We start from the raw sequence: 23,924 nt of genomic DNA on the forward strand, positions 1-23,924 counted from the left end.
ACGCTCCCGCACGGCGGCGCTTGATCGTTTCCGGCCGCCGGTGGTCCCCGCGCGAAACGCTCATGGGACGTTCCCTCCCCGTCCAGATCGACGTTGGCGGGGACACGCCGGACGCGACGACAACACCCGTATGCGTGTCGTCATCGTCACCGAATCCTTCCCTCCCGACGTCAACGGTGTGGCGCACTGCGCCCTGCAGACCGCGCGCCACCTCGTCCGGCGGGGTCACACCCCGCTCGTCATCGCCCCCGCCGTCGCCGACCCGGCCGCGGACGCCGACGCCCCCTGCGCCGTCGTCCGGGTGCCCTCCCTCCCCCTCCCCGGCTATCCGCAGGTACGCGTCGCCCTGCCCAGCCGCCGTGTCGCCGCGGCCATCGCCGCCCACCGCGCCGACCTCGTCCACCTCGCCGGCCCGTTCGTCCTCGGGGTGCGCGGGATGACGGCCGCCACCCGGCTCGGCATCCCCGCCGTCGCCGTCTACCAGACCGACCTCGCCGGCTACGCCCGCACCTACGTGGGAACCGGCGAGGGCGCCGCCTGGCGCCGCCTCCGCGCCGTCCACGGAGCCGCCGACCGCACCCTCGCCCCGTCCTCCGCCGCCGTCCGCGACCTGGAGGCCCACGGCATCGGCCGCATCCGGCTCTGGGGCCGCGGGGTGGACACCGTCCGCTTCCGCCCCGAGCTGCGCGACGACGCCCTGCGCGCGGAACTCGCCCCGAACGGGGAACTCCTCGTCGGTTACGTGGGCCGCCTGGCCCCCGAGAAGCGCGTGGACCTCCTCGCCGGAGCCGGAAGACTCCCCGGGGTGCGGCTGGTGGTCGTCGGGGACGGGCCGAGCGGGCCCGCGCTCCGCACCGCCCTGCCGGGCGCCCGGTTCCTCGGCCGCCGCACGGGCGCCGACCTCGCCCGGATCTTCGCCTCGCTCGACGTGTTCGCCCACACCGGCCCCTTCGAGACCTTCTGCCAGACGGTCCAGGAGGCCATGGCGAGCGGAGTCCCGGTGATCGCCCCGGCCGCCGGTGGACCCCTGGACCTGGTCGACCACGGCCGCACCGGACTCCTCGTACCCCCGGGAGACCCGGACGCGCTGCGCGCTGCCGTCGCCTCGCTGGCCGCGGCACCGGACCTGCGCGCGGCCTTCGGCCTGGCCGGCCGGGCCACCGTCGAGGGCCGCACCTGGGAGGCCCTCGGCGACGAGCTGATCGGGCACTACCTGGAGGTCCTGCGGGAGCGGACGGTGGTGGCGGCATGAGAGGCGGCCGTGTCGACCGGGTTCACAGCGGAAGCGAGACCGAAGGGGTTCACGGCCACGACGGGGCCGGGCTCCGCATCGTACGGCTCGCCAACTTCGTCACCCCCACATCGGGCGGCCTCCGTACCGCCCTCGACCAGCTCGGCCGGGGCTACCGCGCGGCAGGGCACCGACCCGTCCTGATCGTCCCCGGCGACGTCGCGAGCGACGTCCACACCGAGCAGGGCCGGGTCATCACCCTCCCCGGCCCGGTACTGCCCGGCACCGGCGGCTACCGGGTCCTCACCGACCGGCGCCGGCTGCGTCGCCTCCTCGACGGACTCGCGCCGGACCGGATCGAGGTCTCGGACCGCACGACCCTGCGGTGGACGGGGGAGTGGGCGCGACGCGCCCGCGTGCCCTCGGTGATGGTCTCCCACGAGACCGCGGACGGGGTCCTGCGCACCTGGGGGGTGCCGTCGGCGGTCGCGGCCCGCGCGGCGGACCGGCTCAACCGCCGCACGGCGTGGGCGTTCGCGCGGATCGTCTGCACGACGGAGTGGGCGGAGCGCGAGTTCGTACGGATCGGGGCACGCAACGTCGTACGGGCTCCGCTCGGCGTGGACCTGGAGCGCTTCCGGCCCGGCCGCCGCAGCACCGCGCTGCGGGCCCGGCACGCGGAGGGGGAGCGGGTACTGCTTTTGCTCTGCTCGCGCCTCTCCGTGGAGAAGCGGCCCGGTACGGCCCTGGACGCCCTCGCGGAGCTGCGGGACGCGGGCATCGAGGCGGCGCTGGTGGTCGCGGGCGACGGGCCGCTGAAGGGGGCCCTGGAACGGCGGGCACGGGAGCGGCGCCTCCCGGTGCGGTTCCTCGGGCACGTCGCCGACCGGGAGGCGCTGGCGGACCTCCAGGCGGCGGCCGACGTGTGTCTCGCCCCGGGACCCGCGGAAACGTTCGGTCTCTCCGCCCTGGAGGCCCTCGCCTGCGGAACCCCCGTCGTCGTCAGCGCCTCCTCCGCACTCCCCGAGGTCGTCGGCGCCGCAGGTGCCTCGGCCGTGGACACCCCGGGCGCCTTCGCCTCCGCCGTACGGGGACTCCTCGCGGCCCCGGAGACCGCCCGCCGCAAGGCCGCACGCGCGCGTGCGGAGGTCTTCACCTGGGAGCGTTCCGTCACGGCCTTCCTCCGGGCACACGACGCCCTCCCGGCCCCGGAGGCGCTGCTCCCCGAGGAGGTGCGCCGATGACACCGGACCAGGCGTCCGCCCCGGTCGCGCTCGCGATCTCGGTGGAGTCCGAGGCGACGGCCCCGATGCCCGTCGCGCTCGCCACCACTCCCGCCGCGCTCCCTGCTCACGCCGCGCTCCCCGTCCCCGCCCCCGCCCCCGCCCGCGTACCCCCGCCCCGCCCCCGCCCCCGTCCGGGGACCACCGGCACCGTCCGGTTCGTCGTGCTCGGGGACTCGCTCAGCGAGGGCGTCGGGGACCGGGTGGACGGGGCCTGGCGGGGGTGGGCGCCGCTCCTCGCCGACGGGCTCGCGGCCGAGGGGCAGGAGACGGCGTTCCTGAACCTCGCGGTCAGCGGGGCGCTCAGCGGTGACGTCGCAGACCGGCAGGCCCCCCGAGCCCTCGCCTTCCGTCCCCACCTCGCCTCCGTCGTCGTCGGTGTCAACGACACCCTGCGCCGCACCTTCGACATCGGGGTGCTCGCCCGCCGTCTGGGCCGGGTCTGCGCCGACCTCGACGACGCCGGAGCCGTACTCCTGACGGCCTGTCTGCCCGACCCCGGCCGGATGCTCGGCCTGCCGCCCCCGTTGGCGCGCCCGCTCGCCCGCCGCCAGCGGTCCGTCAACGCCGTCGTGCACGCCCTCTCCGCTCGCTACGGCGCCGTCCACCTGCACCTCGCCGACGACAGCTGGACCGAGGACCGCACCCTGTGGAGCGCCGACCGGCTGCACCCCGGCGAGCGCGGCCACCGGGCCGTCGCCGAGGGGTTCCACCGGCTCCTCGCCGACCGGGGCCTCGCCCACGGGGCGCCGCCCGCCCGGGAGCCCGGCCTGCCGCCGCCGAGCCGTGCCGAGACCGTGCTCTGGCTCGCCACCGCCGGTACCGGCTGGCTCGTCCGGCGCAGTCACGACCTGCTGCCGCAGCTCCTGCTGCTCGCCGGTGCCGAACTGCGTCACTGGGCCGACGGCACCGGTCCCGCACCCCTCGACGCGCGGGCGGACGACGCCCTCGCCGCCGCACTCACGGCCACAATGGGGAGATGAACGGGCGCTGGGAGTTCTGGATCGACCGGGGCGGCACGTTCACCGACGTCGTGGGCAGGCGGCCCGACGGCCGGCTCGTCACGCGCAAGGTGCTCTCGCACGATCCCACCCGGCGTCAGGACGCCGCCGTCGCCGGAATCCGCCTCCTCCTCGGCCTGGGGCCCGACGAACCCGTCCCCGCCGACCGGATCGCCGTCGTCAAGATGGGCACCACCGTCGCCACCAACGCCCTCCTGGAGCGGCGCGGCGAGCCGACCGTGCTCCTCGTCACCGAGGGCTTCCGCGACGCGCTCCGCATCGCCTACCAGAACCGGCCCCGGCTCTTCGACCGCCGGATCGTGCTCCCCGAGGCGGTCTACGCGCGCGTGATCGAGGTTCCCGAGCGGGTCGACGCCCACGGCCACGTCGTCCGGCCCCTCGACGAGTCCGCCGTCGCCGAGGCGCTCGACGCCGCCCACGGCGAGGGGTTCCGCTCGGCCGCCGTCGTCCTCCTGCACGGCTACCGCCATCCGGCACACGAGGCCCGGATCGCGGCGATCGCGCGCGACGCGGGCTTCACCCAGGTCAGTTCCTCGCACGAGGTGAGTCCGCTCATCAAACTCATCCCCCGCGGGGACACCACCGTCGTCGACGCCTACCTCTCGCCGATCCTGCGCCGCTACGTCGACGAGGTCGCCCACGAACTCGCCGGAATCCGCCTCATGTTCATGCAGTCCAACGGCGGACTGCGCGAGGCGGCCCACTTCCGGGGCAAGGACGCCGTCCTCTCCGGACCCGCCGGCGGCGTCGTCGGCATGGCCCGCACCTCGGCACAGGCGGGCCGCGACCGCGTCATCGGCTTCGACATGGGCGGCACCTCCACCGATGTGTCGCACTACGCCGGCGTCTTCGAGCGTGAACTCGGTACACAGGTCGCCGGGGTGCGGATGCGGGCACCGATGATGAGCATCCACACCGTCGCGGCCGGCGGCGGGTCCGTCCTGCACTTCGACGGGCGCCGCTACCGGGTGGGCCCCGACTCGGCGGGCGCCGTCCCGGGCCCCGCCTGCTACCGCCGGGGCGGGCCGCTCACGGTCACCGACGCCAACGTCATGCTCGGCCGCGTCCAGCCCGCCCACTTTCCCGCCGTGTTCGGCGAGAACGGCGACCTGCCCCTGGACGCCGACGTCGTACGGGAACGGTTCACCGCCCTCGCGGAGGAGGTCGGTGGCGACCGCACGCCCGAGGAGGTCGCGGCGGGCTTCCTGGAGATCGCCGTCCTCAACATGGCCAACGCGGTCAAGAAGATCTCCGTCCAGCGGGGCCACGACATCACCCGGTACGCCCTCACGAGCTTCGGCGGCGCCGGTGGCCAGCACGCCTGCGCGGTCGCCGACGCCCTGGGCGTCGACACCGTGCTCGTACCCCCGCTGGCCGGGGTGCTCTCCGCGTACGGCATCGGGCTCGCCGACGCCACCGCCATGCGCGAGCGGTCCGTCGAGGCGGAACTCGACGCCCCCGGCACGCACGCGCGCGTGACGGATCTCTGCGCCGAACTCGCCGACCGCACGCGCGCGGAGCTGCGCGCCGACGGCCTGCCGGACGAGGCGATCACGACGCACGCGCGCGTACTCCTGAGATACGCGGGAACCGACGCGAACCTCCAGGTCGACCTCGCGCCGCCCGAGAACCTGAAAGCGGAGTTCACAGCGGTGCACCGCGCGCGGTACGCCTTCACCATGGACCGGCCGCTCGTCGTCGAGGCGGTCTCCGTCGAAGCCGTCGGCCGGGCAGGTCCGCACGGCCCCGTTCACGCCGAGCCGGCAGCACCGGATGAGCCCGCGGCCCCGGATGAGCCCGCAGACCGGGATGAGCCCGCAGACCGGGACGAGCGGGCAGACCGGGACGAGCGGGCAGCCCCGGACGAGCGGGCAGGGCCGCCCACGCCCCACGCCGCCGTCCGGATGTTCAGCGCCGGCACGCCGCACGAGGCTCCCCTCCACCGGCGTGAGGACCTGCGGCCGGGCGACGTCGTGGACGGGCCCGCGATCCTCGCCGAGGCCGACGCCACGACCGTCGTCGACAGCGGCTGGCGGGCCACCGCGACCGGCACCGGACACCTCCTCCTGCAGCGCGTCACCCCCCGCCCCGCGCGCGTGGCGGCCGGCACGGACGTGGACCCCGTCCTCCTGGAGGTCTTCAACAACCTCTTCATGGCCATCGCCGAGCAGATGGGCGTCCGCCTGGAGAACACCTCCCAGTCCGTCAACATCAAGGAACGCCTCGACTTCTCCTGCGCCCTCTTCGACGCCGAGGGCAACCTCATCGCCAACGCGCCCCACATCCCCGTCCACCTGGGCTCCATGGGCGAATCCATCAAGGAGGTCCTGCGGCGCCGCCGCGACGACCTGCGCCCCGGGGACGTGTACGCGATCAACGACCCGTACCACGGCGGCACCCATCTGCCCGACGTCACGGTCGTGACGCCGGTCTTCGACGAATCAGGCGCCGACCTCCGCTTCCTCGTCGCCTCGCGCGGCCATCACGCCGAGATCGGCGGGATCACCCCCGGCTCCATGCCCGCCTTCAGCCGGACCGTCGACGAGGAGGGCGTCCTCTTCGACAACTGGCTGCTCGTGCGGGACGGGCGACTGCGCGAGACCGAGACGCGGGCCCTGCTCACCGGCGCCCTTCACCCCTCCCGTGACCCGGACACCAACCTCGCCGACCTCCGCGCCCAGATCGCCGCGAACGAGAAGGGAATCGAGGAACTCCGCAAGACCGTCGACGAGTTCGGGCTCGATGTCGTCCAGGCCTACATGCGGCACGTCCGCGCCAACGCGGAGGAGTCCGTCCGCCGCATCGTCGCCCGCCTGGACGACGGCGCATACCGCTACGAGACCGACGGCGGCGCGATCATCCGGGTCGCCGTCCGCGTCGACCGCGAACGGAGGTCCGCCGTCCTCGACTTCACCGGGACCTCCCCGCAGCTGCCGGGGAACGCCAACGCACCCACGGCCGTCGTCATGGCCGCCGTCCTGTACGTCTTCCGCACCCTCGTCGACGAGGACATCCCCCTCAACAGCGGCTGCCTGGAACCCCTGGAGGTCCGGGTCCCGCCCGGCTCCATGCTCGCGCCCGCCCACCCGGCCGCCACCGTCGCCGGGAACGTCGAGACCTCCCAGGCCGTCACGGGCGCGCTCTACGCGGCCCTCGGCGTCCAGGCGGAGGGTTCCGGGACCATGAACAACGTCACCTTCGGCAACGCGCGCGTGCAGTACTACGAGACGGTCGCCAGCGGCTCCGGCGCGGGCGACGGCTTCGACGGCGCCGACGCCGTCCAGACCCACATGACCAACTCCCGGCTCACCGACCCCGAGATCCTGGAGTGGCGCCACCCGGTCAGGATCGACGCCTTCGCGGTACGGGAGGACGGCGGAGGGCGCGGCCGCTGGCGGGGCGGACGCGGGGTGGAGCGCCGCATCCGGTTCCTGGAGCCGATGACGGTGGCCCTCCTCACCGGACACCGCAGGGTCCCCCCGTACGGCATGGCGGGGGGCGAGCCGGGCGCCCTCGGCGAGAACCTCGTGGAACGCGCGGACGGCACCGTCGAGCGCCTCGGCGCCGCCGCCACCACGGAGGTCGGGCCGGACGACGTCCTGGTCCTGCGCACCCCCGGCGGCGGTGGCTACGGCCCGCCGCCCGACGGGACGTGACATCCCCCGTCCCCGGACGAACCGTCTCGCCGTCCCCGGATCGAACCGTCCCGCCGTCGTGGACGGCCTCAGCGCACGGCCGTGAACCGAACCGGCGTCCCCGGCACCGCCTGCGCCACCGCGCCCAGATCGGCCTCCCGGACCACGCCGACCACCGGGTAGCCCCCGGTCGTCGGATGGTCGGCGAGGAACACCACGGGCCGCCCGTCCGGCGGCACCTGGACCGCGCCGAGGACCATGCCCTCGCTCGCCAGCTCGCCCGGCATGGCCCGCTCAAGAGCCGGGCCTTCGAGGCGCAGCCCGATGCGGTTGCTCGCCGGGGACACCCGGTACGCGCGCGTGGTGAGGGTGCGGAGCGCGGCGGCGGTGAACCAGTCGTCGCGCGGCCCGAACCGGACCCTCAGCACGAGTTCGTCCGGCGGGCCGGGCCACGGGGGAGCGTCGGCCGGGCCCCGTACGCCCGTTCCCGGGCCCAGCGGGAGGACCGCTTCGTCCGCCAGCGGCGCCGGACCCAGTCCGGACAGCAGGTCGGTGGAGCGGCTGCCGAGCACCGGCTCGACGTCGATCCCGCCACTGACCGCCACGTACGCGCGCAGCCCACGTACGGCCGCGCCGATCTCCAGGAGGGACCCGGCCGGCACCCGGACGGCGGTTCCCCAGGCGCCCGGGCGCCCGTCCACCCGTACGGGACAGGGCGCGCCGCCCACGGCGACGGTCACCGCACAACGGGGCCGCAGGGCGCAGCCGTTGACGGTGGTCTCCAGGACGGCCGCCGTCTCCGGGTTGCCGACGAGCCGGTTGACGAGCCGTACGGCCGCCGGGTCGAGGGCGCCGGAGCGGGGCACGCCGAGATGCGCGTACCCGGTACGCCCCAGGTCCTGGACGGTGGTCAGCGCCCCGGCCCGGACCACGGCGACGGCCCGGTCGGTCATCGCCCGCCCTCCGCCGTGGAGTCGCCCGCGGTGGACCGTTCCGCCGTGAAGCGGACGCGGGTTCCGGGCGAAAGGAGTGCGGCGGGGTCACGGCCGGTGTCCCACAGCACCGCGTCCGTCGTCCCGATCAACTGCCAGCCACCGGGGGAGGAGCGCGGGTACACGCCCGTGTACGGCCCCGCCAGAGCGACCGAACCCGCCGGCACGGCGGTGCGCGGCGTCGCCCGCCGCGGCACCCCGTACCGCTCGTCGAGCCCCGTCAGATAGCCGAAGCCCGGCGCGAACCCGCAGAACGCGACCCGGAACTCGGCCGCCGTGTGGATCCGCACCGCAGCCTCGACCGACACCCCCCACAGCGCGGCGACCTCCGCGAGATCGGGCCCGTCGTAGCGGACCGGTATCTCGATCGCCTCGCCCACGCGCGCGGAGAGCGGCCCCGGCTCCCAGCCGGTCAGCTCGGCCGCGAGCCGGTCCGGGTCCGCCACCCCGTCGAGCAGCACCGTCCGCGCCGCCGGAACGATCTCCCGTATCGCGGGCAGAGCACCGGCCGCCCGGCGCCGCAGCAGCTCGGCGTGGAACGCCTCCGTCTCCTCGCCCCCGGCCAGCTCCACCAGGAGCGCCCCCTCGCCCACGCGCAACGCGCGCGGGGCGGTGGACCTCACGCGAAGGCCTCCACCCGTACCCCGGAGCCCTCAAGGTGCTTCCGGACCCGACGGGCGAGGTCCACCGCGCCCGGGGTGTCGCCGTGCAGGCACAGTGACCGGGGCCGTACGGCGACGGAACTGCCGCAGTGCGCCGTGACCACCCCGAACCGGGCCATGGCCACCGACCGTTCCACCACCGCGTCCGGGTCGCTGACGACCGCCCCCGCCTGTCCGCGGGGCAGCAGGGAGCCGTCCGCCCGGTAGGCCCGGTCGCCGAAGGCCTCCGGGACGACGGGCAGACCGGCCTCCGTGGCTGCCTCGTGCAGCCGCGACCCCGGCAGCCCCAGGACCGGCAGCGTGCGGTCCGCGAGCAGGACGCCCTCGACGACCGCCGCCGCCTGCTCCTCGTCCCGGACCACCCGGTTGTAGAGCGCCCCGTGCGGTTTCACGTACGCCACGCGCGCGCCGGCCGCCCGCGCGAAGACCTCCAGGGCGCCGATCTGGTACGCCACCTCGGCGGCCAGCTCCGCCGCGGGCACGTCCATCGAGCGGCGTCCGAAGCCGGCCAGGTCGCGGTACGACACCTGGGCCCCGATCCGTACCCCGCGCGCGACGGTGAGCTCGCACACGCGCCGCATGGTCGCCGCGTCGCCGGCGTGGAAGCCGCAGGCCACGTTGGCGCTGGTCACCACCGACAGGAGCTCCTCGTCGTCGGTGAGCGTCCAGCGGCCGAAGCCCTCGCCGAGATCGGCGTTGAGATCGATCAGGGCCTCGTCCGTGCTCGGGGCCGGGGGCGTGCGCATCTGCACCTCGCAGGAGGGAGGAAAGGGGTGCCGGGCCGGCACGGGGGACCGTACGATGCCGTCAACGTAGAGGATTGTTGAACGATCCGACAAGATGACGACGAGGAGTGCCGTGGCAGCGAGCGAAGCCGGGGACCTGACCGACGACCGTGCGCTGCTCGGGCGTACGAGCACGGCGGAGCGGGTCGCGGACATCCTGCGCACCCGCATCGCGGAGGGTTACTTCCCGCCCGGCACCCGGCTCTCCGAGGACGGCATCGGCGGCGCGCTCGGTGTGTCCCGCAACACCCTGCGCGAGGCCTTCCGGCTCCTCACCCACGAACGGCTGCTGGTCCACGAGCTCAACCGCGGCGTCTTCGTCCGGGTCCTGGCCGTCGACGACGTGGACGACATCTACCGCACCCGGCGGCTCGTCGAATGCGCCGTCGTGCGGGACCTGGGACCGTCGCCGTACGCCCTCGACGCCCTCGCCGCCGCCGTGGTGGAAGGCGAGACGGCCGCGCGGACGGGCGACTGGCAGGCCGTCTCCACGGCCAACATCCACTTCCACCGCGAGCTCGTCGGCCTCGCCGGAAGCGCCCGCGCCGACGAGCTGATGCGGGGCGTCCTCGCGGAACTCCGACTCGCCTTCCACGTCGTCGGCGACCCCCGTGTCCTGCACGAGCCGTACCTGGCACGGAACCGGGAGATCCTCGACGCCCTGCGAGCCGGCGAGCGGACCACGGCCGAAGACCTCCTGGCCCGCTATCTCGACGACTCCCGCACCCGGGTCGCGGCCGCCTACGCGCGGGCCGTCGGGACCCCTCCGAGCCCGGCGGACTGACCTCCCCGATCTGCGCCGTTTCGACCGTTGTCAGTTCGAGGACCTAATCTGTCCACCGTGACTTCGCCTGCCTCGACGGACCTCGCTCCGCCCCAGCTCAGCGCGGGGCCGCGGCCCGCGCAGGGTCCGGCCGCCGACGAAGGGCTCGCGCGGCGCCTCCGCGCGCTCGCGTGCACGGCCCCGCTGCACGACCTGGACGCCCGCAAGGCGAACCTGGCCGGTGAGTACACGGTCTACGCGATGGCCGAGGTGGCCCTCTCCGCGATCGACCTCATCACGCTGAACATGGACTTCGACACCGGCGCCGACCACGAGCAGATCGTCGCCCGGCTGCTGCCCCGCGTCGCCGCCCAGGCGCCCACCCGCCCCGCCGCCGAGCACGAGCGCGTGGCCCGCTGGGTCCTGGAGAACCTGATCAACGTCGGCAGCGTCGACCGGGGCTTCCGCGCCGTCTACGGCACCTTCGGAACCGACGGCGTGTACGTCCGCAGGGACTACGACTTCAAGCTCATCGAGGAGGTCCCGGGGTACGGCGGCGGCGTCTACCTCCGGACCACCGACGAAGCGGTCAACGTCCTGGTCGGAGCCCTCGACACCGACGTCACCAGCGCCCAGATCGCCGCCGAGGTGAAGCTGGAGGTCCTCATCAACCGCGGCCGGCTCGCCGACGCCCAGCTCGCCGCCGAGCAGGCGCGCTACCGGACCGTGCAGTACGCCGAGACCCTCCGCAAGACCCTGGAGGCCACCCGGCGCAACGTGCGCGCGGTGGACTGGCTCAACACGGTGCCGGACATGATCGCTGAGGCGCTCGACCACGTCGCCGACCGCTACCGCCACGAGAACGCGATCCTCACCAACATCCGCAGGGCGCGCGACGAGGCCGAGGCCGCGTCCGACGCCAAGACGGCCGAGCACAAGCGCCGCGCCGCCGAGCTCGTCGACATAGTGAAGGACTGCATCCGGCGCCACACCCAGCTCCAGTCCCGTCTCCTGGACGCCGGGCCGCTCTTCCGCGCCGAGCAGGACCGGCAGGCCTTCGCCGCCCCCACCTCGTACACCGGGCTCGACCTGTACGGGCAGCTCGTGGCGCCGACCCTGCCGCTCCCCGTCGAGCAGGCCGCCAGGGTCACCGACGCGTTCTTCGCGCGCGGCACCGGTCTGCGCACCCCGGCCTCCGTACGCCTCGGCGACCTTGTCGACCTCCTCCTGACCCCGCCCGTCGAGCGCGAGCACCTCGGCGCGGAGATGCCCGAGCCCGACCTCATCGCCACCCCCGACGACTCCCGGTTCAGCGAGGAGCAGCTCGCGAACGCCATGCGTCTGCTCGACCTGGAGCACGACGCCCCGCGGCGGCTCTCCGGCCTGCTCGCCGAGGCCCGCGAGCTCGACTCCGACCTGCCCTACCTCGTCGCCCTGCTCGCCGTCCACGCGGCGAGCCCCCCGGTCGGCACGGCCTACCGCCAGGGCGAGGAGCGGCTCCTCTTCGCCGTCGACGACGGCACCCCGCTGGACGACCCCGAGTTCGGCGGCGCCGACCTCATCGTCGGTACGGCGCTGCTCGACGCGGCGGGCATGGCCGCCGGCCGCACGGAGGGCTCGTGACCCTCGTCCCTCCGGTTCCGACGCCGCTCGCGGCCGACGCCGCCGTACCGCCCGCCCGCCCCGCCCACCCGTCCGAGGCCGCGCAGGACCCGTCGGACCCGGCGGGCATCGGCGTACGCGAAGACGGCGCGCGCGACTCGTCGGCACCGTCTGAACACGTGGAGCGGCAACAGGAGCCGCGCTCCACGTCACAGCCCGGCTCCCCGCCGCAGCCCGCGCCCGCATCGGAGCCCGAGACCGCGCCGGAGCCCGCCACCCACCGCCCCGTCCCCAGCCCCGGCCCCCGCGTGCGTGCCGTCCGCGTCGACCCGCCCGCCGGCGCGTCGACGCGCGGTGACGCCGAGGACCGGCCCGCACAGGCGTCCGGCCCCCGGCCCAAGCCGCGGCTCGGCGTCGTGGCCGTGCCCGAGCCGACCCGTACGGCGTCCGCCCGGCGGCGGCGCGACGTCCCGTCCGTCCGCGCCGTGCGGCTCACGGACGAACCGGTCACGCGCGCGGACCGACCGGCGGACCGCACCGCGGACGGGCCCGCCGCGCGTCCCGCCGCCCCGCCGACCGACCGCCCCGCCACCTCCCGGGCGGCCGTCACCCCGGTCCCGCTGCCGCTGCCCCCACCCCGACCCGTCACCCCCGCCGTACCGACATCGACCGAGAGCCGTACCGAGGAGCCCCAGCCGTGAGCGAAACCCACGCCGAGTACGCCGACGCGTGGGGCGAGCAGGAGCCCCCGCAGCCCCAGGCCGCCACCACGAGCGCCGCCGCCACGGCCGGCGCCGCCGCGTCCGCCGTCACCCCCGCCGACGCCTCCGACGCGGCCCGGCTCGTCGCCTTCGGGCTGCAGCCCAAGCTGCTCCCGGCCCGCGACGCCGAGTACGCGGAGCTGCTCCGCCGCTACCGCGAGGACCCCGCCTTCGCGCGCCTCGCCGACGCCGTCGCGACCGGTCTCGGCCTCGTCGTCCTGGAGGTCTCCCCGCGCGCGGGGATGGCCGTCACCGCCGGTGAGGACTCCGTCTTCGCCGTCCGGATGGGCGACTACGCGCGCCGCGCCTCCACGGACTCGGCCGACCGGTTCCTGCACGGCCTGGCGCATCTCGCCGTCGCCGCCATGGCCTTCCCCCGCCCCGAGGACCTCGCGGACGACGCGTACATCGGCCGCCTCACCGTCAACGGCGTCGACGCCTTCGTACGCCAGGCGTGTCTGCGTCTGGAGCAGCGCGCCGAGGAACTGGGCGAGAACACCGACCCGGCGTCCGACGCTCCCGGCCTGGAGGCCGCCTGGCGGATCTACGCCCGCCGCAGCGCCACCGGCGCCACCAAGGACGCCCGCCGCCTCGCCGGATCCACCACCGGCATCGTCGGCAAGGCGGCAGCGTTCCTCACCGAATCCGGCTTCCTCCAGCGCACCGGCGACGAGGGCGGCGGCTCCTACCGCACCACCGCCCGCTACCAGCTCCAGGTCCGCGACATGGCCGGTTCGGCCGCCATGGCCGAGCTGCTCGAACTCGGTGTCGTCCCCGTCAGCGACGGCTCCGCGACCCTCCTTCCGCCGCCCGACGGCGACGACCTGGAGCTCGCGGCCGACGCGGGCCTGCCCTTCCACGCCTCACCGCACGCGTAACCGCCCCGCGTAACCGATCTTCCCGAGCACGAGAGCACGAGAGTCCCTCGCCATGTACGAGCTGTCCCGGGTCCGCCTGTACTCCATCGGTCCCGCCGGTGCGCGCTACGCCGACACCGTCCTGGACCTGCGCGGGGTCGGCGCGCCCGTGCCCCACCCCGCCCCCACCCAGGCGGAGTTCTTCGAGGAGGAGCCGGTCGGCCCGCCGCGCCGTCCCGCCCCCGCGGGCGTGCTCTTCCTGGAGAACGGCGGCGGCAAGTCCGTCCTCCTGAAGCTGATCTTCTCGGTCATGCTCCCCGGCCACCGCAACACCCTGGGCGGCGCCAGCTCCGGAGTGCTGCGCAAGTTCCTCCTCGCCGACGACTGCGGGCACGTCGCCCTGGAGTGGCAGCACACCCTCACCGGCGAACTCGTCGTCGTCGGCAAGGCCAGCGAGTGGCGCGGCCGGCAGGTCTCCTCCGACCCGCGGAGGTTCGCCGAGGCCTGGTACTCGTTCCGTCCCGGCCCCGGCCTCAGCCTGGACAACCTCCCCGTCGCCGAGGCGACCTCCGTCCGCCCGCCCGTCGAGGGTGCCTCCGGCGCGACCGGCCGCCGCCGCACCATGAAGGGCTTCCGTGACGCGATCACGGAGGCGGGCAAGGCGTACCCGCACCTGGAGGTCTACTGGGAGGAGATCCACGACCGCTGGAACGAGCACCTCGGGGAGCTCGGCCTCGACCCCGAACTCTTCCGCTACCAGCGCGAGATGAACGCCGACGAAGGCGAGGCGGCCGGCCTCTTCGCGGTCAAGAAGGACTCCGACTTCACCGACCTGCTGCTGCGGGCCGTCACCGACACCCGCGACACCGACGGCCTCGCCGACCTCGTCGGCGGCTTCGGCAACAAGCTCGGCCGCCGCGCCGAACTGACCGCCGAGCGCGAGTTCACCGCCGGATCGGTGGACCTGCTCAACCGGATCGTCGAGGCCGCCGGGACCCGGTCGCACGCGCGCGAGATCCACACGGCGGCCGAGCGCCGCACCCGCACCCTGGCCCGCCGGCTCTCCGCCCGCGCCGCCGTGGAGCGCGCGCGTGGCGCCGAACTCGCCCAGCAGGTCACCTCCGCGGGACACGCCGTCGCCGAGGCCGAGACGGCACGCGGGCGCGCCGCCCTCATCGCCGCCGAACTCGCCTACCGGCACGCCTCCCTTGCGCTGACCGCCGCGGAGAAGGGCGCCGCGTCCCAGCGTCGCGAACTCACCGACGCCCGCACCGTGCACTCCGCCTGGCAGGCGGCCGAGGTCGTCCTCCGTCAACGCGCCGCCGGCGACCGCTCCGCGCGCGTGGCCGCCGCCATCCGCGAGGCCGAGCGGGACGCGGCCCCGGCCCTCGCGGCCCGCGCCGAGGCCGCCGCCGACCTCGTACGCGCCCTCTCCGCCGCCGCCGAGGAGGGCGAGCGCCACGCGGCCGAGGAGGAGGAACGCTCCACCGCCCTCCAGGACATGGGCGAGACCGCCCACCGTGACGCCACGGCCGCCGCGACGGAGGCCCAGCGGGCCCGCAGCGAGGCCGGTCACCTGCGCCAGCGCCTCGCCGAGGTCGAGCAGGAGACCGCCGAAGCCGTACGCGCCGGCTGGCTCGACGACACCGCGCCCGACGCCGACCCCGCCCGTGCCGCGCTCGCCGCGAGCGACGCCGAGAAGACGACGGTCGCCGCCTGGGACACCGCCCGCGAGGCCGCCCGTACGGCGGCGGACCGCGCGCGTGAGGCGGCCGGGGCCGAGTCCCGTGCCGAACTCGCCGCCGCCCGCGCCGCGGACGCGGCCGAGGCCGCCGGGAACGCCTACGACGCCGAGCGCCGGGCCGCCGAGCTCCTCGCCGGCGAGGAGCGCCTCGCCGAACTCCTGAGCCTCCCGACCACCGGCCCGTCCCTCCCGGCCACCGGCTCTCCGCTGCCCGGTCAGCGCGCCGCCCACCCCGACGCCGACCCCGGGGAAACCTCCGGGGCGGACGCCGACAGCGCGCCCCAGGGCCCGCTCACCGTCACCGAGTTCGACCGGTACGCCGACGAACTGCGCGGCATGCTCGACCAGGCCGTCACCTCCGCCGAGCGCCAGCTCTTCGACCTGCGCACCGCCGCGGCCGACGACTCCCGCATCCTCGGCGCCCTCGGCGACGGCGGCCTGCTGCCGCCGGGACCCGACGTCCTCGCCACCGTCGAGTACCTCGGCGAGCACGGCATCCCCGCCCTCCCCGGCTGGCGCTACCTCGCCCAGGCCGTGGACCCCGCCGACCACGCGCGCGTACTCGCCGCCCGCCCCGAGCTGGTCGACGGCGTCGTGATCACCGACCCCGTCTCGTACGGACGCGCCCGCGAGGTCCTCGGCACCGCCGCCCTGCTGCCCCGCTCCGCCGTGGCCGTCGGTACGGCCGCCGCCCTGCTCGCCCCCGTACCCGGGCAGGACACGGCGGACGACAGCAGCGTCCACAGCGTCTTCCTCGTCCCGCCGAACCCGGCCATGCACGACGAGCACGCGGCCGACGAGGAGCGCCACGCGCTGCGCGCCCGCGCCACCGCCCGCGACGAGGAGATCCGTACCCTCGCCGCCCGCCTCGCCGGCGACCGCTCCCTCGCGGCCCGGATCGGCTCCTGGCGCGCCGACTGCCCGCCCGGGATGCTCGCCGAGCTCGCGGCCGTCGCCACGACCGCCCGCGAGACCGCGGAAGCCGCCACCGCGACCCTCGACGAGGCACGCACCGCGCGCGTGGAGGCCGACGAGGCCGCCGCCGAAGCCGCCCAGGTACGCGACGAGCGCCAGGAGGCCGCCCAGCGCGCCCGCCGGGTCGCCGACGCCCTCGCGGGCCTCGCGTTCCGGCTGCGCGAGCGGTCCGCCTGGCAGGCCAAGCTCCGCGAACTCGCCGACGACGCCACCGAGGCCGAGGCCCGCGCCCAGACCTGTCTGGAACGCGCCCGTGCCGCCGACGAGGACCGCCGCGCGGCCCAGCGCTCCGCCGACGACGCCCACCGCACCGCCCGCGCCCTGCGGGCCGAGCGCGCTGAGATCGCCGGCGCCCCCGACACCCTCCCCGAGGTGAACGAGACCGCGCCCCGCGCCGCGCTCCCCACCCTGCGCGAGGCCTACCGGGCCGCTTCCCAGCTGTACGAGAAGGTCGGCGTCGGCGCCGACCTGCGCGCCGAGCAGGCCCGCGCCGAGAGCGACGAGTCCGCCGCCCTCGCCGAGCTGGACCGTCTCACCAACAAGGTCCGCACCCGCGCCGAGCAGCTCCTGGAGTCCACCGACGGCGCCGACGGCCCGTCCCGGCAGGCGGCGGCGGCCCGCGCCGAGTCCCTCGTGCAGATGCTGGAGACCCGCGCGTCGGAGGCCAGCGAGAAGCTCGGCCGACTGCGTGGCGAGGCCGAGCGCCTCGCCCCCGAGGACGGCGAGGCGCACACCGAGCTGCCCGAGGAGGTCGTGCCCGCCGACGCCGAGCGGGCCCAGGTCCTGCTCCGTACGGCCACCGCCGAACTGGCCTCCCGCAGCGCCGCCCTGGAGGCGGCCCGCGCCGCCCACACCGGCCTGCTCCGCGACCACCGGACCGCCGAGGACGCGGCGGGCGGCTTCGACGAGACCGCGGCCCTGCTGCGGGACCTGCTCCGCGATCACACGGACGAGGAGCGGGAGGAGTCCGAGCCGTACCCCGGCAGCCTGGATGAGGCCCGTACGACGGCCACCGAGGCACGCCGCTCGCTGCGCGGCTGCACGGCCGAGCTGTCCTCGGCCGACGCCTCCGTCCGCGAGGCGAGCGACATCCTCGTACGGCACGCCAACTCCACCCGCTACGAGCAGGTCCGCACCCCGGCACGCCAGCAGATCCGCGAACTGCCCGCGTCCGCGCTGCCCGAGCACGCCGCCAAGTGGGCCGAGGCCTTCGCGCCCCGGCTGCGGGTCCTCACCGACGAACTGGAGCAGCTGGAGCGCAACCGCGACTCGATCGTGGACCGGCTGCGCGGCCTCGTGGAGTCCTCGCTGGCCACCCTCCGCTCCGCGCAGCGGCTCTCCCGGCTCCCCGAGGGCCTCGGCGAGTGGTCGGGGCAGGAGTTCCTGCGGATCCGCTTCGAGGAGCCCGATCAGGCCACCCTCGCGGAGCGGCTCGGCGAGGTCGTCGACGAGGCGACCCGCGCCGCGGTCAAGAAGAACTCCGACCTGCGCCGCGACGGCATGTCCCTGCTGCTCCGGGGAGTCCAGGCGGCGCTCGAACCCAAGGGCGTCTCCGTCGAGATCCTCAAGCCGGACGCGGTGCTCCGCGCCGAGCGGGTGCCCGTCGGGCAGATGGGCGACGTCTTCTCCGGCGGACAGCTGCTCACCGCGGCCATCGCCCTGTACTGCACGATGGCGGCGCTCCGCTCCAACGACCGGGGCCGCGACAAGCACCGCCACGCGGGCACGTTGTTCCTGGACAACCCGATCGGCCGCGCCAACGCCACGTACCTCCTGGAGCTCCAGCGGGCCGTGTCGGACGCGCTGGGCGTCCAGCTCCTGTACACGACGGGCCTGTTCGACACGACCGCGCTCGCCGAGTTCCCGCTGGTGATCCGGCTCCGCAACGACGCCGACCTGCGGGCCGGCCTCAAGTACATCAGCGTGGAGGAGCACCTGCGCCCGGGTCTGCCGCAGACCGGCGGGGAGGGTGAGGCGATCCACGGCGAGATCACGGCGACGAGGATGTACCGCCGCCATGCCTCCGACGACCCCACCCGGGTGGCGTCTCTCTAGCGCAACGGTGAGCGGCCCGGCCCCCTCGACAGGGGGCCGGGCCGCTCATCGGTTCTCCCGGGACCTGTACGACGTGAATCGCCGGACGGTCCCAGGGCGCCTGTCCGGCGGATCAGGGTCGGACAGGCCCCAGTCGCCTCAGGCCGCCTCGGACAGCGAGGCCGTCTCCGCCGACCCCTCTCCGCGGCCGGCCCGGATGGGCGGACGCGCCGTGCTGCTCGGCTGTGACACCACACCGTTGCGCTGGCGCCACACCTGACGGGTGATCCAGATGTCGAGGACACTCCAGGTGGCCACGACGGTGGAGACCACCGCGCTGACGGTCACCGGGAACGCCAGCCACGAGCCCGTCAGGGAACTGAAGAACGCCACGACTCCCTGGATGAGCGTCACCGATGTGATCATCACGGCCCGCACGGCGGAATTGCGCACCGGATCGGGCATCCGCCGTCGGGCTTGCTCGTCCTCGACCCACAACTGCCGGGCCGACCGCGCCTCGTGTTCCATTGTCCTGTCACTCCCCACCACCGAACGACTACAGGAGTGGCTGCCCGTCTTGAGCGCCTATACGCGGACAGAACCCTCCCCGTACTTATTGACGCACGAGGGAGGGAAAAGGTTTCGCCCGTCCCGGGATGAACGTGACCGACGCAGGACCGGAACGAACAATTCCAGCCATCTCCGCAGGCCGGAGAAATGGAGCGTCATCAGGTGTCCTACGCCACATTGACCAATCCCAACTCCCCGAATACCAGGACATCTCATGATCAACACTCACTCGACAGGCTGAAAATAGCCCGGACATGCCTTCGAGATGGCCGTGATGCAGTAGTAGGCTCACGCCGCCGTTTGTTGAAACTCAAGGTTGACGCCGCGTGTTGACGCCGGACGTCACGAACGTGAAGGACCTCCGTGGCCGCGGAGGCCGAGCTGGGGGAGGCCATGCGCTTTCGCGGGAAGTCCATCCGCCGGAAGATCGTGGCGTTGCTGCTCGTACCGCTCGTCTCCCTGACCGGCCTGTGGGGCTTCGCCACGGTCCTCACCGGACGCGAGGCGGACCAACTCCTCGACGTCGGCTACATCGTCGACAAGGTCGGCTACCCCCTGGAGGACACCGCAAGGGTCATCCAGCTCGAACGCCGCCAGTCACTCATCTACCTCGCGGACCCCCGGGGCTCCGACACCCTGGGCTCGCTGAACGAGACCCGCCGGGCCACCGACCGCCAGATCGCCCGCATCCGCGCGAACGCCGCCGACCCCGGCGTACGCGAGGAGATGCGGCCCGTCACCGCCCAGCGGCTCACCTCCCTCCTCGAAGCGCTCGACGGCCTCGCCTCGCTGCGCCGCTCCGTGGAGAAACGCGACATCGGCCGGATGCAGGCCCTCGACTTCTACAACCGGCTCGTCGACCCCTGCTACAGCTTCCTCATCACCCTCCACGCCCTCGAGAACGTGGAGATGGACAAGCAGGGCCGCGCCCTCGTCGGCGTCACCCGCGCGCGTGAGCTGCTCTCCCGCGAGGACGCCCTCGTCCTCTCCGCGCTCGTCGCGGACCGCGTCACCATCGAGGAGATCCGCGAGATATCCAACCTCGTGGCCAACCGGAAGCAGTTCTACGAGGTCAACCTCGAACTCCTGCCTGCCGCCGAACGCGAGAAGTTCGAGAAGTACTGGCGAAGCCCCGACAGCCAGCCGCTGCGCACCGCCGAGAACGCGATCATCGAAGAGGGCCCCACCGACCGCCCGCGTGCCGTCACGCCCGTCTACTGGCAGGAGAACGCCAGTCCGGTCCTCGACGACCTGGCCCGCGAGAACACCGCGGCCGGCGACCGCTACCAGGACCGGGTCCAGCCCGCCGCGTACAGCGTCCTCCTCAAGGTCGGCGTCGCCGGCGTCCTCGGCTTCCTCGCCCTGCTCGCCTCGATCGTCATCTCCGTCCGCATCGGCCGCGAACTCGTCCGCGACCTGCGCCGCCTCCAGAAGGAGTCCCAGGAGGTCTCCGGCGTCCGCCTGCCCAGCGTGATGCGGAGGCTCGCCGCGGGCGAACAGGTCGACGTGGGCACCGAAGTGCCTCACCTCGCGTACGGGCAGGACGAGGTCGGCCAGGTCGGCCAGGCCCTCAACACGCTCCAGCGGGCCGCCGTCGAGGCCGCCGTCAAGCAGTCCGAACTGCGCCGCGGCGTCTCCGAGGTGTTCGTCAACCTCGCGCGCCGCAACCAGGTCCTGCTCCACCGCCAGCTCACCCTCCTCGACACCATGGAACGGCGCACCGAGGACACCGACGAGCTGGCCGACCTCTTCCGGCTCGACCACCTCACCACCCGCATGCGGCGGCACGCCGAGGGCCTCGTCATCCTGTCCGGCGCCGCGCCGTCCCGGCAGTGGCGCAAGCCCGTCCAGCTCATGGACGTGGTCCGCGCCGCCGTCGCCGAGGTCGAGGACTACGAGCGCATCGAGGTACGCCGGCTCCCGCGCCTCGGCGTGGGCGGCCCCGCCGTCGCGGACCTCACCCACCTCATCGCCGAACTCCTCGAGAACGCCACGGTGTTCTCACCCCCGCACACCGCCGTCCAGGTACTCGGCGAGCGGGTCGCCAACGGCTTCACCCTGGAGATCCACGACCGCGGCCTCGGCATGAACCCCGACGCCCTGCTCGACGCCAACCTCCGGCTCGCCGAGACCCCCGAGTTCGAGCTCTCGGACACCGACCGGCTCGGCCTCTTCGTGGTCAGCCGGCTCGCCCAGCGCCAGAACGTCCGTGTCTCGCTGCAGACCTCTCCGTACGGGGGCACCACGGCGGTCGTCTTCATCCCGGCCGCGCTGCTCACCGACGCGCCCGAGACCCAGGGCGCCGGCTTCCGCCTCGACCGCAAGACCCTGGAGCGCACCGGCCCGGCCGACGGCGCGACGGCCGACGACGGCGTTCTGCCCAGCCGCCGCCCGGCGCTCGCCAGGGTCCCCGACGTGACCGAGGGACCCGGACCGCTCGACGGTCCCGTGGAACTCGAAGGGCCGATCGGCAGCGAGGAGTTCGACGTGCTCCTCGACCGCTCGGCCGACCTCCTCGACACCGAGAGCGAGCGCGGCGGCCTCTTCCTGCCCCGGGGACGGCGCCGCGCCGGACTCGCGTCGGCGGGAGACCAGCACCAGCAGGCCGCGGACCGGCCGAACGGCCAGGGCGAGGAGGAGAAGCCCGTCGACGGGGCAGTTCTCGGCCCCGTACCGCTGCCGCGCCGCCGCACCCCGACGCTCGTCGTCGACCACGGCCGCCGCCTCGACGAGCCGGACCGCGGTCGCGGCACCGACGTGCCGGGCCGCGGGCAGCGCGCCGACGAGCCGGGCCGCGGCCGCTCCTTCGCGGACCGCCCGCACCCGCTCCCGGACCGCGCCGACTCGGGTCCGGACCGGTCCCACGCCCTCCCCGACCTAGACCAGCCGCTCACCGGCCGGGCGCATCCCGTCCCCGGCCGGACGACCGACGGCCTCGGCCCGGCGACCGGCGGTCTCGGGCGGCCGACCGATGGCCTGGGCATCCCGGGCCACCACGCCTACGGAGCCGGGCAGGACGATCTGCCGGTGCCCCCGCGTGGAGCCGGTCGGCAGGACGATCCGCCGGTACCCCCGCGCGGAACCGGCATCCAGCACGGCCTGCCCATCCCCCCGCGCGGAACCGGCCCCACCCTCGTCCCCGTCCCGCCGGAGGGGCCCGTGCCGCCGGAGAGCGCCGAGCCGTTCGGCGGGCTGCCCCGCCGCGTCCGCCAGGCCAGCCTCGCGCCGCAGCTGCGCGCGACCGACGGCCCGGCCGAGCGCGGTACGGGCGGGCGTGCCGACGCCCGTACGAGCGACGGCACCTCGCCGGCGGACCCCGAGTCCTTCGAGCGCGACGCCGAGGAGGTACGCGCGCGCATGGCCGCCATGCAGCGCGGCTGGCAGCGCGGGCGACGGCACAACGCCGACCCGGACGACCCGACAGCACCTGGAACGACACCCGAGGGGGACGGTCGATGACCGCACCGAACGCCGCAGCATCCAGCACCACTTCCGGCCACGGGCACGGAAACGGCGAGCTGAACTGGCTCCTCGACGAGCTCGTGCAGCGCGTCGCGTCCATCCGGAAGGCCCTGGTGCTCTCCAGCGACGGCCTCCCGACCGGTGCGTCCCAGGACCTGACCCGGGAGGACGGCGAGCACCTGGCCGCCGTCGCCTCCGGCTTCCACAGCCTCGCCAAGGGAGTCGGCCGCCACTTCGAGGCGGGCAAGGTCCGCCAGACGGTCGTCGAGCTGGAGGACGCCTTCCTCTTCGTCACGGCCGCCGGTGACGGCAGCTGCCTGGCGGTGCTCGCCGACGCGGACTCCGACGTCGGCCAGGTCGCGTACGAGATGACGCTGATGGTGAAGCGGGTCGGGGCCCACCTCGCGACGGCCCCCCGGACCGGTCTGCCCGCGGGAGGGTGAGTGGGACGGCATGAGTGACGCAACCGAGCGGAACCAGCTGAACCAGTCGAGCCCGCCGAGCAGGTTCGGCCGACCGGACGTGCCGAACCCGTCGGACCAGGGCCCGACCCCGGGCCACCACCACTGGTTCGACGACGAGGCCGGTCCGGTGGTCCGTCCGTACGCGATGACCCGCGGCCGGACGAGCGCCGCCACCCGTCACCGGCTCGACCTGATCGCGGTGGTCGTGCCCGAGCCCGCCGCCGACGACCCCGGCCGGGACCAGACGCTCTCCCCCGAGCACGTGGAGATCGTCGAACGCTGCTCCGAGCAGCCCCAGTCGATCGCCGAGCTCGCCGCAGGACTCGACCTCCCCGTCGGGGTGGTCCGGGTGCTCGTCGGCGACCTCGTCGAGGACGAACTCGTCCATGTGACCCGCCCCGTTCCGCCGGCCGAGCTGCCGGACGTGAGCATTCTCCGCGAGGTGATCAATGGCCTTCGGGCGCTCTAGCCGCAAGAAGCCGTACGTCGAGCCGGTGACCCTCAAGATCCTCGTCGCGGGCGGGTTCGGGGTCGGCAAGACGACGCTGGTGAGCGCGGTCAGCGAGATCCGGCCCCTGCGGACCGAGGAGATCCTCAGCGAGGCGGGGCGGCCCGTCGACGACCTGCACGGCGTCGAGGCCAAGACGACCACCACGGTCGCCATGGACTTCGGCCGGATCACCCTGCGCGAGGACCTCGTCCTGTACCTGTTCGGCACCCCCGGGCAGGACCGGTTCTGGTTCCTCTGGGACGAGCTGGCGCAGGGCGCGCTCGGGGCGGTCGTCCTGGCGGACACCCGCCGCCTGGAGGACAGCTTCGCGGCCATCGACTACTTCGAGCGGCGTGGCATCCCGTTCACGGTGGCCGTCAACTGCTTCGAGGGCGCCCGGCGGTTCCCCGCCGAGAGCGTGCGCGGGGCGCTCGACCTGGACCCGGAGGTCGAACTCCTGATGTGCGACGCCCGGGACCGCGAGTCCGTGAAGAACGTCCTGGTCGCCGTCGTCGAGCACGCGCTCGTGCTCGCGGACCGGAGCCACGCGGCCGCGACGACCTGACAGGAGCGGGCCCGGGACGGCGGCACG

General features: G+C 74.8%; 17 protein-coding genes. 13 read left to right on the forward strand and 4 right to left on the reverse strand.

The window, feature by feature from the left end; all coding sequences use genetic code 11:
- The first annotated feature begins 130 nt into the window (after positions 1–130).
- The 4 genes from OG259_RS34050 to OG259_RS34065 are packed head-to-tail and all read left to right on the forward strand — an operon-like array spanning position 131 to position 7,192.
- Positions 131–1,252: a glycosyltransferase family 4 protein gene (locus OG259_RS34050; protein WP_328945726.1), complete on the forward strand. Its 1,122-nt coding sequence runs from the start codon at positions 131–133 to the stop codon at positions 1,250–1,252.
- Positions 1,249–2,475, forward strand: coding sequence for a glycosyltransferase (locus OG259_RS34055; protein WP_328945727.1), 1,227 nt, complete (start codon positions 1,249–1,251; stop codon positions 2,473–2,475). The genes OG259_RS34050 and OG259_RS34055 overlap by 4 nt, the downstream gene beginning before the upstream one ends.
- The gene (locus OG259_RS34060; protein WP_328945728.1) at positions 2,472–3,497 is read left to right on the forward strand and encodes an SGNH/GDSL hydrolase family protein; all 1,026 of its coding nucleotides are present in this window, start codon (positions 2,472–2,474) and stop codon (positions 3,495–3,497) included. Before OG259_RS34055 ends, OG259_RS34060 begins: the two co-directional genes overlap by 4 nt.
- The gene (locus OG259_RS34065) at positions 3,494–7,192 is read left to right on the forward strand and encodes a hydantoinase B/oxoprolinase family protein (RefSeq protein WP_328945729.1); all 3,699 of its coding nucleotides are present in this window, start codon (positions 3,494–3,496) and stop codon (positions 7,190–7,192) included. Before OG259_RS34060 ends, OG259_RS34065 begins: the two co-directional genes overlap by 4 nt.
- Before the next feature lie 68 nt (positions 7,193–7,260).
- Here the strand turns inward: OG259_RS34065 and OG259_RS34070 are convergent, their stop codons facing one another.
- From OG259_RS34070 to OG259_RS34080, 3 genes are read right to left on the reverse strand one after another with little or no spacing between them, the layout of a single operon-like run.
- Positions 7,261–8,124 (reverse strand): biotin-dependent carboxyltransferase family protein, encoded by an 864-nt coding sequence (locus tag OG259_RS34070; protein ID WP_328945730.1) that lies wholly within the window; start codon positions 8,122–8,124, stop codon positions 7,261–7,263.
- Positions 8,121–8,786 (reverse strand): 5-oxoprolinase subunit B family protein, encoded by a 666-nt coding sequence (locus tag OG259_RS34075; protein WP_328945731.1) that lies wholly within the window; start codon positions 8,784–8,786, stop codon positions 8,121–8,123. Before OG259_RS34075 ends, OG259_RS34070 begins: the two co-directional genes overlap by 4 nt.
- Positions 8,783–9,571, reverse strand: coding sequence for a LamB/YcsF family protein (locus OG259_RS34080; protein WP_328945732.1), 789 nt, complete (start codon positions 9,569–9,571; stop codon positions 8,783–8,785). The genes OG259_RS34075 and OG259_RS34080 overlap by 4 nt, the downstream gene beginning before the upstream one ends.
- A 112-nt stretch (positions 9,572–9,683) precedes the next feature.
- Between OG259_RS34080 and OG259_RS34085 the strand changes: the two genes are divergently transcribed.
- Genes OG259_RS34085 through OG259_RS34105 form a run of 5 tightly spaced genes read left to right on the forward strand, consistent with a single transcriptional unit; the run spans position 9,684 to position 18,367 of the window.
- Positions 9,684–10,394, forward strand: a complete 711-nt coding sequence (locus OG259_RS34085; protein ID WP_328945733.1) for a GntR family transcriptional regulator — start codon at positions 9,684–9,686, stop codon at positions 10,392–10,394.
- 57 nt (positions 10,395–10,451) lie between these two features.
- On the forward strand, positions 10,452–11,996 hold the full coding sequence (locus OG259_RS34090) for a hypothetical protein (RefSeq protein ID WP_328945734.1): 1,545 nt from the start codon (positions 10,452–10,454) through the stop codon (positions 11,994–11,996).
- Complete coding sequence (locus OG259_RS34095) at positions 11,993–12,676, forward strand: hypothetical protein (protein ID WP_328945735.1); 684 nt, start codon at positions 11,993–11,995, stop codon at positions 12,674–12,676. The genes OG259_RS34090 and OG259_RS34095 overlap by 4 nt, the downstream gene beginning before the upstream one ends.
- The gene (locus OG259_RS34100; RefSeq protein ID WP_328945736.1) at positions 12,673–13,614 is read left to right on the forward strand and encodes a hypothetical protein; all 942 of its coding nucleotides are present in this window, start codon (positions 12,673–12,675) and stop codon (positions 13,612–13,614) included. The genes OG259_RS34095 and OG259_RS34100 overlap by 4 nt, the downstream gene beginning before the upstream one ends.
- Before the next feature lie 52 nt (positions 13,615–13,666).
- Positions 13,667–18,367, forward strand: a complete 4,701-nt coding sequence (locus OG259_RS34105; RefSeq protein WP_328945737.1) for a hypothetical protein — start codon at positions 13,667–13,669, stop codon at positions 18,365–18,367.
- Positions 18,368–18,505: 138 nt separating this feature from the next.
- Here the strand turns inward: OG259_RS34105 and OG259_RS34110 are convergent, their stop codons facing one another.
- Positions 18,506–18,874 carry a hypothetical protein gene (locus tag OG259_RS34110; RefSeq protein ID WP_328945738.1) on the reverse strand — a complete coding sequence of 123 codons (369 nt, stop codon included), beginning with the start codon at positions 18,872–18,874 and terminating at the stop codon, positions 18,506–18,508.
- Positions 18,875–19,279: 405 nt separating this feature from the next.
- Here OG259_RS34110 and OG259_RS34115 point away from each other — a divergent pair, with 405 nt between their 5' ends.
- The 4 genes from OG259_RS34115 to OG259_RS34130 are packed head-to-tail and all read left to right on the forward strand — an operon-like array spanning position 19,280 to position 23,897.
- Complete coding sequence (locus OG259_RS34115; protein ID WP_443052064.1) at positions 19,280–22,375, forward strand: nitrate- and nitrite sensing domain-containing protein; 3,096 nt, start codon at positions 19,280–19,282, stop codon at positions 22,373–22,375.
- The gene (locus OG259_RS34120) at positions 22,372–22,821 is read left to right on the forward strand and encodes a roadblock/LC7 domain-containing protein (RefSeq protein ID WP_266889430.1); all 450 of its coding nucleotides are present in this window, start codon (positions 22,372–22,374) and stop codon (positions 22,819–22,821) included. Before OG259_RS34115 ends, OG259_RS34120 begins: the two co-directional genes overlap by 4 nt.
- Before the next feature lie 10 nt (positions 22,822–22,831).
- Entirely contained in the window at positions 22,832–23,311 is a 480-nt protein-coding gene (locus tag OG259_RS34125) for a DUF742 domain-containing protein (RefSeq protein WP_266889428.1), read from the forward strand.
- Positions 23,292–23,897, forward strand: a complete 606-nt coding sequence (locus tag OG259_RS34130; RefSeq protein ID WP_266889426.1) for a GTP-binding protein — start codon at positions 23,292–23,294, stop codon at positions 23,895–23,897. Before OG259_RS34125 ends, OG259_RS34130 begins: the two co-directional genes overlap by 20 nt.
- Positions 23,898–23,924: the final 27 nt, after the last annotated feature.

The sequence above is a fragment of the Streptomyces sp. NBC_00250 genome (assembly GCF_036192275.1).
Classification (GTDB): domain Bacteria; phylum Actinomycetota; class Actinomycetes; order Streptomycetales; family Streptomycetaceae; genus Streptomyces.

What these genes read in the sequence shown, in the direction of transcription:
- OG259_RS34120 (WP_266889430.1), top strand. Translation starts at nt 22,372, where the DNA reads ATGACCGCACCGAACGCCGCAGCATCCAGCACCACTTCCGGCCACGGG.
- OG259_RS34080 (WP_328945732.1), bottom strand. Translation starts at nt 9,571, where the DNA reads ATGCGCACGCCCCCGGCCCCGAGCACGGACGAGGCCCTGATCGATCTC.
- OG259_RS34065 (WP_328945729.1), top strand. Translation starts at nt 3,494, where the DNA reads ATGAACGGGCGCTGGGAGTTCTGGATCGACCGGGGCGGCACGTTCACC.
- OG259_RS34055 (WP_328945727.1), top strand. Translation starts at nt 1,249, where the DNA reads ATGAGAGGCGGCCGTGTCGACCGGGTTCACAGCGGAAGCGAGACCGAA.
- OG259_RS34110 (WP_328945738.1), bottom strand. Translation starts at nt 18,874, where the DNA reads ATGGAACACGAGGCGCGGTCGGCCCGGCAGTTGTGGGTCGAGGACGAG.
- OG259_RS34070 (WP_328945730.1), bottom strand. Translation starts at nt 8,124, where the DNA reads ATGACCGACCGGGCCGTCGCCGTGGTCCGGGCCGGGGCGCTGACCACC.
- OG259_RS34060 (WP_328945728.1), top strand. Translation starts at nt 2,472, where the DNA reads ATGACACCGGACCAGGCGTCCGCCCCGGTCGCGCTCGCGATCTCGGTG.
- OG259_RS34125 (WP_266889428.1), top strand. Translation starts at nt 22,832, where the DNA reads ATGAGTGACGCAACCGAGCGGAACCAGCTGAACCAGTCGAGCCCGCCG.
- OG259_RS34050 (WP_328945726.1), top strand. Translation starts at nt 131, where the DNA reads ATGCGTGTCGTCATCGTCACCGAATCCTTCCCTCCCGACGTCAACGGT.
- OG259_RS34130 (WP_266889426.1), top strand. Translation starts at nt 23,292, where the DNA reads ATGGCCTTCGGGCGCTCTAGCCGCAAGAAGCCGTACGTCGAGCCGGTG.
- OG259_RS34105 (WP_328945737.1), top strand. Translation starts at nt 13,667, where the DNA reads ATGTACGAGCTGTCCCGGGTCCGCCTGTACTCCATCGGTCCCGCCGGT.